The organism is Flammeovirga agarivorans, assembly GCF_012641475.1.
Classification (GTDB): Bacteria; Bacteroidota; Bacteroidia; order Cytophagales; family Flammeovirgaceae; genus Flammeovirga; species Flammeovirga agarivorans.
Map to the genome: position 1 here is coordinate 26933 of NZ_JABAIL010000003.1, position 15070 is coordinate 42002.

15 protein-coding genes are annotated in these 15070 nt (G+C 32.2%); all 15 read left to right on the plus strand.

Annotated elements, in window-relative coordinates:
• Positions 1–4 precede the first annotated feature (4 nt).
• On the plus strand, positions 5–1282 hold the full coding sequence (locus HGP29_RS09325; RefSeq protein ID WP_168882128.1) for a hypothetical protein: 1278 nt from the start codon (positions 5–7) through the stop codon (positions 1280–1282).
• Between the two features lie 431 nt (positions 1283–1713).
• On the plus strand, positions 1714–2265 hold the full coding sequence (locus HGP29_RS09330) for a TetR/AcrR family transcriptional regulator (protein WP_168882129.1): 552 nt from the start codon (positions 1714–1716) through the stop codon (positions 2263–2265).
• Positions 2266–2316: 51 nt separating this feature from the next.
• Positions 2317–3177 carry an SDR family oxidoreductase gene (locus HGP29_RS09335; RefSeq protein ID WP_168882130.1) on the plus strand — a complete coding sequence of 287 codons (861 nt, stop codon included), beginning with the start codon at positions 2317–2319 and terminating at the stop codon, positions 3175–3177.
• A 20-nt stretch (positions 3178–3197) separates the two neighbouring features.
• On the plus strand, positions 3198–3605 hold the full coding sequence (locus HGP29_RS09340; protein ID WP_168882131.1) for a hypothetical protein: 408 nt from the start codon (positions 3198–3200) through the stop codon (positions 3603–3605).
• Positions 3606–3778: 173 nt separating this feature from the next.
• Positions 3779–4642 (plus strand): helix-turn-helix domain-containing protein, encoded by an 864-nt coding sequence (locus tag HGP29_RS09345; protein WP_168882132.1) that lies wholly within the window; start codon positions 3779–3781, stop codon positions 4640–4642.
• An 84-nt stretch (positions 4643–4726) separates the two neighbouring features.
• A complete protein-coding gene (locus HGP29_RS09350) occupies positions 4727–5716 on the plus strand; it encodes a quinone oxidoreductase family protein (protein ID WP_168882133.1) in 990 nt (329 codons plus the stop codon).
• A gap of 309 nt (positions 5717–6025) precedes the next feature.
• Positions 6026–6538 (plus strand): hypothetical protein, encoded by a 513-nt coding sequence (locus tag HGP29_RS09355; RefSeq protein ID WP_168882134.1) that lies wholly within the window; start codon positions 6026–6028, stop codon positions 6536–6538.
• 85 nt (positions 6539–6623) lie between these two features.
• On the plus strand, positions 6624–7358 hold the full coding sequence (locus HGP29_RS09360; RefSeq protein WP_168882135.1) for a hypothetical protein: 735 nt from the start codon (positions 6624–6626) through the stop codon (positions 7356–7358).
• Positions 7359–7442: 84 nt separating this feature from the next.
• Positions 7443–8189: a L,D-transpeptidase family protein gene (locus HGP29_RS09365; protein WP_168882136.1), complete on the plus strand. Its 747-nt coding sequence runs from the start codon at positions 7443–7445 to the stop codon at positions 8187–8189.
• A gap of 548 nt (positions 8190–8737) precedes the next feature.
• Positions 8738–9151: a hypothetical protein gene (locus HGP29_RS09370; RefSeq protein WP_168882137.1), complete on the plus strand. Its 414-nt coding sequence runs from the start codon at positions 8738–8740 to the stop codon at positions 9149–9151.
• A gap of 355 nt (positions 9152–9506) precedes the next feature.
• Positions 9507–10340, plus strand: a complete 834-nt coding sequence (locus tag HGP29_RS09375; RefSeq protein ID WP_168882138.1) for an alpha/beta hydrolase family protein — start codon at positions 9507–9509, stop codon at positions 10338–10340.
• A 14-nt stretch (positions 10341–10354) separates the two neighbouring features.
• Positions 10355–11239: a helix-turn-helix domain-containing protein gene (locus tag HGP29_RS09380; protein ID WP_168882139.1), complete on the plus strand. Its 885-nt coding sequence runs from the start codon at positions 10355–10357 to the stop codon at positions 11237–11239.
• Between the two features lie 94 nt (positions 11240–11333).
• Complete coding sequence (locus HGP29_RS09385) at positions 11334–12194, plus strand: SDR family oxidoreductase (protein WP_168882140.1); 861 nt, start codon at positions 11334–11336, stop codon at positions 12192–12194.
• A 257-nt stretch (positions 12195–12451) separates the two neighbouring features.
• Positions 12452–13942: an alpha/beta hydrolase gene (locus HGP29_RS09390; RefSeq protein ID WP_168882141.1), complete on the plus strand. Its 1491-nt coding sequence runs from the start codon at positions 12452–12454 to the stop codon at positions 13940–13942.
• A 90-nt stretch (positions 13943–14032) separates the two neighbouring features.
• Positions 14033–15010 carry a gliding motility protein GldB-related protein gene (locus HGP29_RS09395; RefSeq protein WP_168882142.1) on the plus strand — a complete coding sequence of 326 codons (978 nt, stop codon included), beginning with the start codon at positions 14033–14035 and terminating at the stop codon, positions 15008–15010.
• Positions 15011–15070 lie beyond the last annotated feature (60 nt).

Sequence of the window (15070 nt, forward strand, 5' to 3'; positions counted from 1 at the left end):
TCAAATGAATAAGAAGATTATCACAATCCTAATCAGCTACTTATTCGTTGTCAATATTTATGCTCAAGAAGCTATAAATCAAAAGAGAAGATTGGATTTTGCACAAATGTATCTTGAAACAGGAGGGAATTTTTTCCCTCCATTTACAGGAAAAGAATTGATAAACGGTGAAGTGACACCGGTGGATTATTCCGCTACTTTAAACCCCTACATCACATGGGGTGGATTTCATTTTTGGGGGCATGCAGAATTTTATGTTTCATTTCCTTTAGGACAAATAAATTTAAATGGAAATGAGGCCCAACATCAATTACTACATGCTGTGGCAACAGGTACAAGAGTATATCCTTGGGCTATGAAAAAAGGCAAAATACGTCCTTATTTTGGGGTTAACTGGGGATCCTTGACGTTTACACAAATCCCACAGTCAGGTGAAAAGTATACTACGATTGCCAAAGACTTTATGTTGAATTTTGATGCAGGGTTGATGTACAATTACAAAAAACTTGGTGTTAGATTGGCTGTCAATTATTTCTCCAATAATAAATGGCAATATCCACTCAGTAAAACTGAAATGACAGAAATTGTTACGCCCTCCTATTCCCTCCAATTTGGTCTTCTTTATTCCTTTGATGCTACAAAAAATAATACGCAGAAAAATATAGACCAATGGAATAGCTATCCTAATATATCCAAGCTTTCTTATGATGCAGTGGCATTTGGTGACTTCTTTATTGGCGTAGGACCTTCTCAATCGTTTTCACTCTCTAATTCAGAATACAACACACAGGAATTTCCTTATTTACAACAAAAATTGGCTTCTTCTGCCTATTTCGATTTTGCATTGGGGTATCACTTTAACAGACTTAACTTTTTTACCGCCATATCTTTTAGGAATCCCACTTATACTACCAAAGGGTTTGGTACCAAGCAAACTATAAAAAAGCAGTCAGTAGCCATAGAATTGAATAAATTTCTCATCGACTTTTCTGGATTCGCTCCATATATTGGCCTTAATATCGCTCATGACAAAATTGAATACATAGAAGATGTAGATGGGTTAAAACGTAAACTTCGTTTTACAGCTTTCGAACCGGGTATCACTTTTGGATGGGATATTGTCCCCGGAAAAACAAATGAAGCTTTTATTCTCAGAACAAATTTAAGATGGTTCCCCTACTCCAATTTTAAATTGGATGGAAAAGCCTTTGACTTTAGTCAGTTAGAATACAATTTGATTCAGGCAGTATTTTATCCTCAAAGATTGAAAAGAAGAAGTTAAAAGTAAGGCATTCCACCTCTATAGGTTTTTTCTATATCAGCATAAAAACATTTGATTTTACAAGAGACGATACTCTCCGTATGTTTGTAATGTAATCAATCGGAAAGCGGTTGATGATACAGAAAATGACTTCGTTGGATTTATCAAATCCATAAAAATATAGTATTTACACACAACTTTAAACACTGATGTTGAACATCATCTCAGTGTCGTCGGATTTAGAATAATTAGTTTGCTTAAAATTAACTCATCATCATCAAAACAAAATCCCACTTATTGAAAGTGGGATTTTTTGTTTATTGATTACTCTATTTCATGAATACTAAGTAGACATCTCTTATTATTATCCATTTTATGCAGAAGAAAATATAATTAACACATCATCAACATGTTAAATTGGAATAAATACTCCAATTTTATATATTTATACAGTGAGTAAAAAAGAAAACATATTATCATCTGCCCTTGAACTTCTCACCGAAAATGGAATTCATAATACTCCTATGTCTGAAATTGCAAGAGTAGCCGGTACTGGAATGGGAACTATTTATAACTATTTTCCTACCAAAGAAATTCTAATCAATGAGGTATATATTAGTATAAAAGCCCAAGAAATATCAATCTTCACCGATTTTGATAAACAGCAACCGATTCGAACTCAATTTGAAATGTATTTTAGGTCTGCTATTTCTTTTTTTATCAACAACCCCATGTATTTCAAGTTTATAGAACAATTACAGGCATCACCTGTTATAACAGATGAAAGTAGAAAGTTTGGTAGAAAATCTATTGCTCCTGTCGTTGAACTTATACATAATGGCCAAAAACAAAGAATTATAAAAGACATTCCTATTGATGAGATCTTGACATTTATAGCTGGTGCAATATTATCTTATCTGAGATGGTATTTCAATCAAACAGAAAAGAAAGATTCTTTACTAAAAAATCAAATGAATCTCCTATGGGATGCGATTAAAGAATAAAAAATTTTAAACCCAAATTGGAATGAACATTCACTCTAAATTCTAACTATCATGAAAAAAAACGTACTCATCACAGGTACATCAACAGGAGTAGGCTTTGATAGTGCTATTTTATTTGCACAAAATGGCTACAAAGTGTACGCTTCTATGCGTAACCTCAAAAAAGCAGATGCTTTAAAAGAAAAGGCAGAAAGTGATCACCTCGACATTCACATTATCCAGTTGGATGTAACAGATGCACAATCTATAAGCACAGCGGTACAAACAATCATCGACGAAGATGGAAAAATTGATGTATTAGTTAACAATGCTGGGGCAGGATTTGCCAAAACAACCGAAGATGCAACGGAACAAGAAATAAAGTGGGTCACAGATGTAAATTACCATGGTGTAGTTTTTTGTACACAGGCTGTTTTACCTTATATGCGAAAACAAAAATCAGGACAGATTATAAGTATTACTTCTGTTGGAGGCTTAGTTGGGCAACCCTTTAACGAATTATATTGCGGAGCCAAGTTCGCTGTAGAAGGGTATATGGAAGGTTTAGCCACTTATGTTTCGGATGCATTTAATATTAAAATCACTTGTGTGGAACCCGGTGGTATAAAAACTGAATTTATGAACTCAGCTGTAAGTAAAACTGCAGTCGATGGAGCCTTAGCGTCAGGAGAATATTTACCTATTTTTCAGGCCTATATGGCGGGAATACAAAAAAGAGCAAAGGAAGGGGAAGCACAAACTTACCAAACAGGAACTGAAGTCGCAGAAGTACTACTTGATATTTCGAAAAACGAGAACCCACCATTAAGGATCAGAACCTCAGAATGGGCAGAGGCGTTTTGTCGATTAAAGACACAAGCAGATCCTGATGGAACAAAATTAGTGCAACAAATAAGAAGTAGTTTTCTGTAGTACAATTCAAAAAGAGACATATGAAACGTTTTGCAACGATCACTTTTGGTGTTCACTCATTGTTTGAAATTTTGTTCGGAATGAACAATTATATCAAAGGAGCATCTGCCTCTCAAACTGCAGAACAAATCGCCAATCAGACCGTCGCCTTGGCAATAACATTTCGGTTTATGGGAGCTGCATTATTTGCTTTAGGTATCTTAGGATTATTAATTCTATTTAAAGCTGGTGTACTCTCTAAAACTGCCAAAATTGTTGCCACTGGATTTACAGTATTTCATACACTTGGTTCTTTAGGAAGTATATATTCTGCTTCACCTAATTTTGAAATTTACAGTGAACCCATGGCATTAGGAGCTATCATTTTACATGGTACATTAGCGGTCTGTTTCGCCTTTATTGCTTTGAAAGTAGATAGCAATCATTGAGGTAAGTCTATATACTAAATTGTATATCATCAAAAGCGGTTGGGGGTAAAAACTCGAATCGCTTTTGTATTTATTTGAGTATATTGTCACCTATAAATGGAGAAAAAAGAGTCCAAATAAAAGAAGCTGAATTGCTGTTAAACAATATTGGACTTTAATAAATTGTAAAATAGATGATTCCAACAATATCAGACATACAAGACTTGTACAACACAACAGAGTTTGACCGTCATCCCATTTCTGTTGATTTCGATATTGTTACTCATCAAGAAACCTATCCAAGTACAAAGAAAATGGTTCCTGCTCATCGAAGAGATTTCTTTTCGGTGATCTTTCTTGAAAATCAAGAGGAAGGAGAAATGTTAATCAATCAAGACAAACATGCCCATTTAAACGATATACTTTTCTTTCAAAGCCCCCAACATGTTTTTAGCTTCGTTCGAGGTGATTCAATGAAAGGTTTTTTGCTTTTCTTTAAAGCCGAGTTCCTATTACCTTTTATCAATGAGGTAATCTCTGAATACTCTTTCTTCCGAAATAATGAAAACAATTTATTTCACCTCAATGAAAATGAAAAAAGGGAATTTATAAATTTGTTTAGAGCCATTCAGACGGACAAACAGAACCCCAATGTGGCGAAAGCATTAGTAGTAGCTCTACTTGAAAAAGTAAAGGTAATTCAACAAAAACACCAAACTAAAGAGAAAACCATTTCATCAGAAACTCGATTAGTGAACCAATTCAAAAGACTGGTAAATAACAGTTTTATCGAAGAAAAATCTGTTGAATTTTATGCCCAACAATTAAACCTAACGGCCAATTATCTCAATAACAGAATTAAAGCCCATACAGGTAAAACAGCAAAAGAACATATTGCTGAGAGAATCCTATTAGAAGCAAAAAACATGTTAATGTATACTGACCTAGATGTGGCAGAAATAAGCTTTCAATTAAACTTCTCTGAAAATTCCTATTTTGGTAAATTCTTTAAAAAACATACAGGATTAACACCAAAGGCATTTCGTCAAAATCACTAATTTTTACCATTTCTTCCGCTGTTAGTATTATCAATTGGCTTTCAATAGCATCTACATTTGTACCATAACCTTTAATTAAAAATTATGAAAGCAATTCAAATCACAAAAAACGGGGGAGCTGAAGTATTAGAGTATAAAGAAGTACAGTTACCGATACCTCAAAAGGGACAAGTTTTAATAAAAGTACATGCAGCACCTGTTAATTTTATTGATACAGTTTTACGCGAGGGAAATATGCCTCCTGGTATGATGCCAGAGCTACCCTTTATCCCCGGTGTTGAAGGCACTGGTATTGTTGAAGACCCCAACGGCACTCATTTAAATAAAGGTGATAAGGTAGCATTTCTTGGCGTAATTGGATCTTCAGTTTATGCTGAATATGCGCTGGTAGATGCTCATAAACTAGTAGTGTTAGACAAGGAAGCAAATTTACAAGAAGCGGCAGTTTTACCTGTCAATTATTTTACAGCTTACCATATGCTTAAAAATGTAGCTAAAGTAGAAGAAGGTAAAACGGCACTCATTTATGCTGCATCGGGAGGTGTTGGAACAGCTTTAATTCAAATAGCCAAAATATTCAATATCAAGGTTGTAGCATTAGAACGTAGAGATGAAAAAGTAGAAAATGCATTAAACCTAGGAGCTGATTATGCTTTTAATACTTCTTATGAAAATTGGATGACACAAGTGAAAGAAGCTGTTGGAGAAAATAGTATAAACTATGTCTTTAATCCAGTTGCTGGTGATAGCATCAAAAATGATTTAGAACTTTTAGCACCACTTGGACATATCGTAATATTTGGATTTTTAGCAGGTTTAGGAAAGTTCAATTTAATGGAAGAAGCCGTTAAGAATTTCAGCAAGGCTCCTACTATTTCATTCTCAGAAATTTATGCCACTTATTACAATAATTACCCTTTAGTTGAAAGTGCTATGAAAGAATTGTATCAATGGCTGAACGAAGGAAAGATCAAACCGATTTATGAAACTATGCCATTGACAGAAGCCAAAGCTGCTCATAAAAGATTAGAAAAAGGGTTAGTTCGAGGTAAGCTACTATTAATCAACGAATAACTTAAACATTATACAACAGAATTCGAGAATCAAAAATACAGCTATTGAAATGTATTTTTGATTCTCTCTTATTTTATACCCATTGAAAGTTAATCAGATGATGTATGGCTTGCCCAAGACAGATAACTAACCGTTCCATTTATCTAATACTATAAAAGCTAACTTGTACTGTAATACATTAATTAATATCTTTAATAGGACTTTAAACACACTAATAAACAGTAAACTAATTTATTATTATTGTAGTTGACTGTTTAATTTTTGTAGATAAATAACATTGTGTTTTCATGATGTTGTACCACATTCAAAATGAGAAAAGTATTATTCATATTAACAGTTCAACTAATATCAACCCTAGTTTTTGGGCAGGATAAAGACTCAATATATTCAACTCCTCTGCTAGACAATTATGTCAACCGTTGTTTTAAAAGTCTAAAACCAATAGAATATCTGGAAATTACTAACTACTCAAAAGGATTAGACTTTTGTAATTTGGCATCTTGTTTAACATTTTTAGAATCATATGACCAAGACTCTCTACTCAATCAAGCTATTTATGAACGATTAAGGCAAATAGCTCAAGAGTTTTATGATGAAGGTACTCCTATTTTGATATTGGGATACTCAATGAATAGTGTTGAATTAAGTGAGAGTTTAAATAAGAAAGAAGATTACTATGGGATAACATATGTTAGCTTAGGTAATTCTTGTATCTCTTTTGGTTCATTTGATAAAGGCGTCGAAGAATTTAATAAAGAGACAATACTTTTAGTAAACTATCAAGTCTCTAACTATGAAAATCTAGAGAAAAAGAAAAAATAAAAACCATTGAAAACGTGTTGTTTAAACGTTGGCATCAATTAGAAAAGTATATAAGATTCATAATTAAGTATAAATAAGAAAGACTATGGAAACGAATAGAATTTTTGTTACAATGAACGCTACCTTTAAAAATGAGGAGAAGTGTAGGGTCGCAATGGACACAATAGTTAACGATGCACACGCTGCAGAGGGTGTGAATTCTCATTTTTGGTTCAGGAGTGAAGATGGTAAATCATTATTTGTCCTTGAACAATATGATAACAAAAAAGCGCTTGTTGAAGCGATCAAGAGATTCACATCAGCGAGAATATCTTTCTTTAAATCTATAAAAGTGACTGATGTTACTGTTTATGGAAATGTATCCACAGGCATAAAATTGATGTTTGCACCTCTTAGCCCAAAATATATGGAATACTATGGAGGGTATTCTAAAATTGCAGCTAAAGATCAAGAACCTGGAATTAAAGATTTTGAAAGAAAGAGAATTATAGTTGCTACAAGTGCGAGCTTTAAAGATGAAGTGAAGAGTAAAGTTGCTATAGAAAAATTAGCTAAGGATACATACAATGAATCTGGTACTAATTCACATTTTTGGTCTATCAGTAAAGATGGTAAGTCTTTGTATCTACTTGAATTATATGCAGATGAGAATGCATTAACAGAGCATGTTATGGCGAATAAAAGTTCGAGGGAAGCCTTTTTTGAATCAATGGTAGTAAGTAATGTCACAGTGTATGCAACTGTATCAGATAACATCAAACAGATGCTTGCTCCTATTCATCCAAAGTACATGAATTACTATGGAGGTTATTCTAAGTAGAATATTTTGACTTGCAATTGATTGACTTAATTATCAATTCAATCTAACGATATTTCATTGACCTTATCTATATAATTTGAGACTATGACAAGGAAACTTCTATCGATACTATTAATAATTACTCTTAGCTCTTTTCAGACTGATTCATTTAAAAATAGTCAGCTTAAGTATTCGAGAGTTCGACAAGCATATAAGGATAAAGAAAATAGCATGCTTACACTGCTTCAAGATAAGCAGATTGATATAGATAAGTTGAAAATTTATCTTCGTGCCTTTAAAAATGAAGAGCAGATGGAGTTGTGGGGTAAAAATGATTCTGATACAGAATACTCCTTGATTAAAACATATGAAGTATGTAACACCTCTGGGAATTTAGGACCTAAACGTCAACAAGGTGATTTACAAATTCCAGAAGGGTTCTACCATATAGACAGATTCAATCCATACAGCAGCTATTACTTATCACTGGGAATTAATTACCCCAATAAATCTGACAGAATATTAGGTGTAAAGGGCCAACTTGGTGGAGACATATTTATTCATGGAGCATGTGTAACAATAGGATGCTTACCAATTACTGATGACCAAATAAAAGAATTATATATATTCTGCACTGAGGCTAGAAATAACGGACAAACTAAAATACCAATCACAATTTTTCCTTCAAAATTATCTGAGGACGAATTCAAACGCCTATCTGAAACATATAAGACAGATACTGATAAAATTGCATTATGGACTGATCTTAAAAGAGGTTACGAAATATTTAATCAGAAAAAGGAACCTCCATCAATTGGTTTTTTAGCATCAGGAAGGCATCGAGTAAATTAATGACCAGAATTATATGCCTGCTCCAACACTGTTCGTAATATTAGGCCGATAAGCACTACTACGAACTCTACTATTGTTTAAGTTTGATACTTATAACTAATACAAACTCAGCACTCCCTTATTGGCCTGGTAAGTTTCTTTCGTTATCGTTTCTACTATCATTTGATAAACATCTTCTCGAATAATATCCACTTTTGTATTGAAGGCAACTTGCCAAGTTATAAGATTACACCAACTGATCGTAATGTTAAGCACTCACGTCATTTCAAACTATAAAATGGATGAAATACGAATTTCTTAATTAAATATGCATGTTATTTGTGTGTTGTTATAAGTCAAAGACTTATACATTAGTTAATTCTTAATGACGATTTTCGTCTTAACACTAAGAACAGACTATGATGTTCAGCTTTTGATCCAGAAAGTGGAGGAAGAGTACTTAATTTTGGATTCACTATTGGTGAAGATATAAAAGGAAAAGGTACAAAGGGTTCCGTTGATGTAGGTAATACAACAGTTATTTCTGATGAATAAATAAAATTGAATTTATGAAGCAAATACATCCTACAATTAAGAATTTAATTTTTCTAGTATTATTTATGGTTATTGTCCCGGTTCTAATTTCAAGTTTACTTAGAAGTTTTAAGCAGTTAAGACTTAATACTGATTATGATATATATATTGATCAATTTCTATTTAGGGATAGGTCATGGGTTTGTTTTTATGGAAATAACGATTTTTATCTAGTCAATTTAGGTTATGATAACAGCTATGATAAAGTTGCTAGTGGAGATTCAATTATTCATTTCGCAGGCTCAGATAGTCTTTATCATAAAACTAAAGGAGGTGAAGTTATACCAAATGAAATTATTTATTATGATCCAACTTCATGGTTACATGAATTATTAGGAGATACTTTAGATATCGAGGGTAGATATGGTAAAAAGCCATGGAAGCAATAATAATCTCTCCACTGTTCGTAATGTTAAGTGCTAGCGTCATTTCGAACTATCCAATTGTATAAGTTTTCAGTGACTTTTACTGGTTTAACACAAAGAACCGAGAAAGTATCTCCCAAAGAAATAAAGTTAGGATTGTATTCCTCTCATTGATTCATTTTAGTATCTTTCAACTAGATAAATTTCATGTTGGATATTACAAACTAGTACACCAAACATGGAACGATAGAGTAAATAATAAACCACTAATAATTAGAACTCGTTGACAATAATAACAACTAAATCTAAAACATAACCTTAACCAATATAACCGTTCCTATACTTTGTTACAGAGACATTGACAACCATCAAAAAAGAAATGAAACACATTGAAATACTATCCAATTCAGAAAAAATATCTGCAACACTTTATGAAGCCAATAAGAATGACACTCTTCTCATTATCGCCTCAGCGACGGGAATAAAACAAGAGTATTATCAAAAATTTTCTTCGTTTCTGTCCGAAAAAGGAGTTTCAGTGATCACTTTTGATTACAATGGAATTGGTCGCTCTCTGACTAAACCCATCAAAGAATTAAATAATAATGCTGCTGATTGGGGGCAATATGACTTAGAGAGCGTTTTGCAATATGCTATAAAAAACTACCCCGACGCTAAAAAAGTAATTCTTGGGCATAGCATTGGAGGGCAAATGATCGGCTTGGCTAAATCATCCTCTAAATTTGATAAAATTATACTTATTGCTTCACAATCCGGTTACTGGAAATTTTGGCAAGGAATTGATAAAATAAAAATGTGGTTCAATTGGTATATTCTAATTCCAACCCTTTTACATCTATATGGATATCTCAACTCAAAAAAGCTGAGCGGAATGGAGAACCTACCAAAAAATGTAGCCGCTCAGTGGCGAAATTGGTGCAAAAATCCAGATTATATACATAGTGATAAATCAATAGCTATAAAATATTATGATAAAATTGAAGTAGACATTAGTGTATTTAGTATTGAAGATGATTATTTTGCTCCTCAAAAAGCAGTAGAATGGATGGGCAATCAATATCTAAACTCAAAGATTAAATCAACTCATTTAGTACCAGATGATTTCGGAGTGAAGAAAATTGGACATTTTGGTGTATTTAAAGACAAGTTCAAAAATACAATTTGGGAACTATTGCTAAATGAGATAAGATAACTCTTAATGTAAAATTGAAGAATACTATAAAAACATTTAAAGAAATTAATGAGTTTTTTGAAACGACAGGGTTTGAAAAACGAACAGATATTCCTGACTTTTTCATCTTTAAGTTTGATGAACTCCCAAGAGACAAGTCACTCAAAATGTCTCCTTATCAAAAAGATTTCTATCAGATTTCTTTGATACTAGATGCTAAAGATACTAGTGTAAATATCAATGAACAAACTAATGAAACTTTAGAAAACACCCTTTATTTTCTATCTCCTAGCCATATTTTCTCTTGGCAAAGAAGCATAAAAACTACTGGGTTTAATGTTTATTTTAAAGCAGAATTCCTCAATTTTTACAGTGGTGATTTTAAAACAGAATTTTCTCTTTTTGATTTGGCTCAGAAGAATTTCCTAAAGCTGAGTAATAATGAAACAAAGGAACTTATCTATGATTTTGAAAAACTCTACAATGAGTTCTACACACCAAATTCCTACAGAATTCAAATTATTCAATCGTTTTTATTATCCATTTTATTTAAATGTAAAAGCATTGAAGAAGCCAACAATAACACCTCTAAAAAGCTTTCCAAGAAAGAAGAACTTGTCTTCAAATTTCAAAATTTAGTAGGTAACAGTTATATCAAACATAAAAAAGTAGCTGATTATGCAGATGCATTAAACGTATCTGCAAATAGTTTAAATCAGACTGTTAAATCAATAACAGGGAAAACCGCAAAGGAGATTATTTCTGTCAAAATCATTCAAGAAGCTAAACGGCAGCTGAAATATACTACTGACGATATAGCTGAAATTGCCTATTCTATGGGTTTTGATGAACCCACACATTTCGTCCGGTTCTTTAAAAAATCAACTGGTACAACACCTAACGAATACAGAAAAGCTTAAATGTAATTTTGGTCATTTTCAAATTGTTTTTGGTTACCGCTAAGATCCATCGTTGATAGATATTTGTACTATCAAATCGAAAAAATTAAAGACAATGGAAAAAATAATCGTATTAGGAGCTACTGGAAATATTGGAACCGCTGTTCTAAAGAATTTACAAAACAAAAACGTGGAAGTCTTTGGCGGTGTACGTTCAGAAAGAGATTTCAAGAAAGTACAACAATTTAATGCTAAACCTGTTTTGGTCAACTTTACTGATCAAGACAGTTTAAACCAAGCATTAAAAGGTAAACAGCGAATATTTTTGGTAACACCTTTAATGCAAAACCCAGAATTTATTACACAATTGGTAATCAATAGTGCCATAGAGAATAATGTAAAGCATTTTGTAAGAAGCACAGCATTAGGAGCAGATGTAGATGGACAAATTCAAATGGCTCGTTGGGCAGGAAAAAGTGAAGAATTAATTAAGGCATCTGGTATAAATTACACCTTTGTTCGCCCCAATAATTTCTTACAAAACTTCATCAACTTTCACAGTCAAACTATAAAAGAACATAGTGGTTTTTACTTACCTAATGGTGCTGCAAAATTAGGTATGGTTGATATAAACGATATTGCTGAAGTAATAAGCATAGCGTTAACTTCAGAAAGCCATTATAACCAAGCTTACAACTTAAGCGGATTAGCACTTACTAATAACGAATATGCTAACATCATTAGTGAAGTTACAAATAAGAAAGTAAGTTATATCGATGTACCTGAAGATAAAGCAAGGGAAAGTATGTTAAGCAACGGAATGCCTGTATGGATGGTGAATGCAATGATGGAATTAAACTATATCATGAAACAAGGATGGACAGCCGAGTATTCAGAAGACTTCAAAAAAGTAACAGGAAGGGAATATACTTCTGCCAAAACATTTTTTGAGAGTAACAAGAATTACTTTATCTAAGAAATACATAATTTATTACTTGATATAAACAATAGCGGTTTGGGTGTAAACTCGAACCGTTTTTGTTTATATATATTTGAGTATATTAGAATCAGAAAATAAAGTAAAAGAGACCAAGTTTAAAAGGAATAATTCCTATTAAAAACGAGATCATTTCAGATTTTTCATTCTTCCGAAAGAACAAAAGCAACCTATTTCATCTAAACCACAAAAAAGTAGATACAAATTTCTTATTAGCAACAATAAAAATCGATAACATGACAAAAGAATTGATTAGCATTATTATCGTTATCCTAATATCTGTTGGATGCTACGGGCAAAACAAAATACATTTTACACCAACTTTTACAGAAACAAATGAGACTACTCATAAAATACCGAAAGGACAAGAATATACTTTTGGTTATTTGGAAGTGCTTGAAAACAGAGATAAACCAGATGGTAATAAGATAAAACTACCAATATACATTTTTAAAAGTCGTTCTAAGAACCCAAAACCCGACCCAATTTTATATACTGTTGGAGGTCCAGGTTACACTTCTATGCGCGCCTCAAAGTATATGAAATACTACAAATATCTTGACGATAGAGATCTTATTTTATTCGAACAAAGAGGAACTCAATATTCGAAACCGAGTTTAGACTGCCCTGAATGGGCAAAGGTGGTATATGAATCTAATCTTCCAAATTTTGATCCTTCCAAAACTGATAGTCTTTTTCAAAAAGCAGCCTACCAGTGTAATAAAAGATTGCGAAATAGTGGGGTCGATCTAAATTATTATACTACAAATCAAATTGCTGCTGATATAAACGACTTAATAAGTGTATTGGGAATTAAAAAATATAACTTACTGACGATGTCTTACAGTACTAAAATTGGACAGGTTTTAATACGAGATTATCCCGATAAAATTAGAAGCGTAGTAATGGACTCTCCACTTCCATTAGAAGTAAATTATGACGAAGAAAGCGTAAAAAACCTTTTAGAATGCTTAGATAAATTACTATGCGATTGTGAAATAAATCCTGACTGTAACAATGCCTTTCCAAATATTAAAAGTCGCTTTCTCAAATACTTGGAAGAGAAAACAAACAATCCACTTGAAGTAAAAATAAAGAATCCAAATAATGGTCAACTAGAAACTTTTTACCTAAAAGGGAAAGACTTGATACATGTATTCACTTCCGCTTCTACTAGTAGTGTACCTGATATTCCCCTTGAAATAAATAAAATACTTAATAACGATTTATCTTCCATAAAAAAACAACTACAACATCTATTTCAAGAACCAGGAAATGGGGTTGGAAAAGGAATGCGTCTATCGGTATGGTGTGCAGAAGAAAACCCATTTAATTCTCAAGAAAAAATTACTATTGAAACAAATAAATATCCAGAGGTTAAAGGATTATCACCAACGGTTTTTGATAATGATATTTGTGAAATTTGGAGTGTAAAAAAAGTAGATGATATTGAAAATATAGCAGTAAGTAGCGATATACCTGTTCTTTTAATAAGTGGAGAATATGATGAGTTGACACCTGTAAAATGGGCCAAATCAATGACTAATAATCTAAAAAATTCTTATCACCTTATTTTTATAGGTTGGAAACATGGACCAACTACCAATTGGAGTAATCCGTGTGCGATGGAAGCTGCAAATGATTTTTTTAACAACCCGACCATGAAGCCAAATCCTATATGTTTTAGTGAAATAAAGAGTCCAGTATTTAATACAGTTGAAAAATAATCACATTCAAAGATATTTATATTGAAAAGTTTATTTGGGGTATTAAAGCATCAAATACCCTACATTACACAACAAAAATTCACCTACTTCATGCAAACTTTACAAACTCACCTCAGTTTCATCTTTATTCTTTTTTTATTTATAAATTCAAATAATAGCTTTTCAAAAAATTCAAAAGAACCAATATCCTCTAAGATTTATGTTAGTGATATACAAAACTTCTACAATGCTTTAGATTTAGCATTGAATGATACATTAAATGCAACTTCTATTTTTAAAGAAAATTATTTTGATAAAGGGTCAAAAGGTCTAAAAGACTTCTATAAAAGTAAAATTTATAGTGCTGATAAATTTTCTAGGTTTGTCCTACAACATAAGGAGTTTTATTTATCGATAAGAAAAGATATCACTGATGTAGATGACCTTAAGGAAAAGATTCAAACTTACTTCCAAGAGTTTAAAACTATATATCCTGATGCGACATTTCCAGATATTTATTTTGTCGTTGGTAGATTTAGTTCTAACGGAACGATTTCAAAAAATGGAATAATAATAGGAACTGAAATCCTCTGTCGAACACCTACATCAAATACTGAAAATTGGAATAAAGATATACTAAGAATAAGTATGTTAAGAGAGCATATTCCAGTAACTGTTTGTCATGAATTGATTCATTTTAACCAAAAGAAAATGAAAAAGGAGAATACAATTCTTGCCAGTAGTTTAAGAGAGGGTTCAGCAGAATTTATCGCAGAACTTATTTGTGGAAATACAGATGGCGACTATACTTCTTTTGCTGGTAAGGAAGAGTACATTTGGAGTGAATTTGATAACTGTAAAGACAATAAAAGTACTTGGAACTCTTGGAGGGCATGGGTGAAGCAAAGTGAAACAAGACCAAGAAATTCAGGTTATTGGACTGGCTATATACTTTGTAAGTCATATTATGAACAGAAAAACTTCGATAAGAAAAAAGTAGTGTATGACATTTTAAATATCAGAAGTTATAATGATTTCTATATCGATTGTAAAATAGACCAATACATTAAAAATAATTACTCAAAATAAATTAACTTTCACTACTGAACTAAGCTTTGACACTCTAGTTCACTCACCTATTTTGTAATT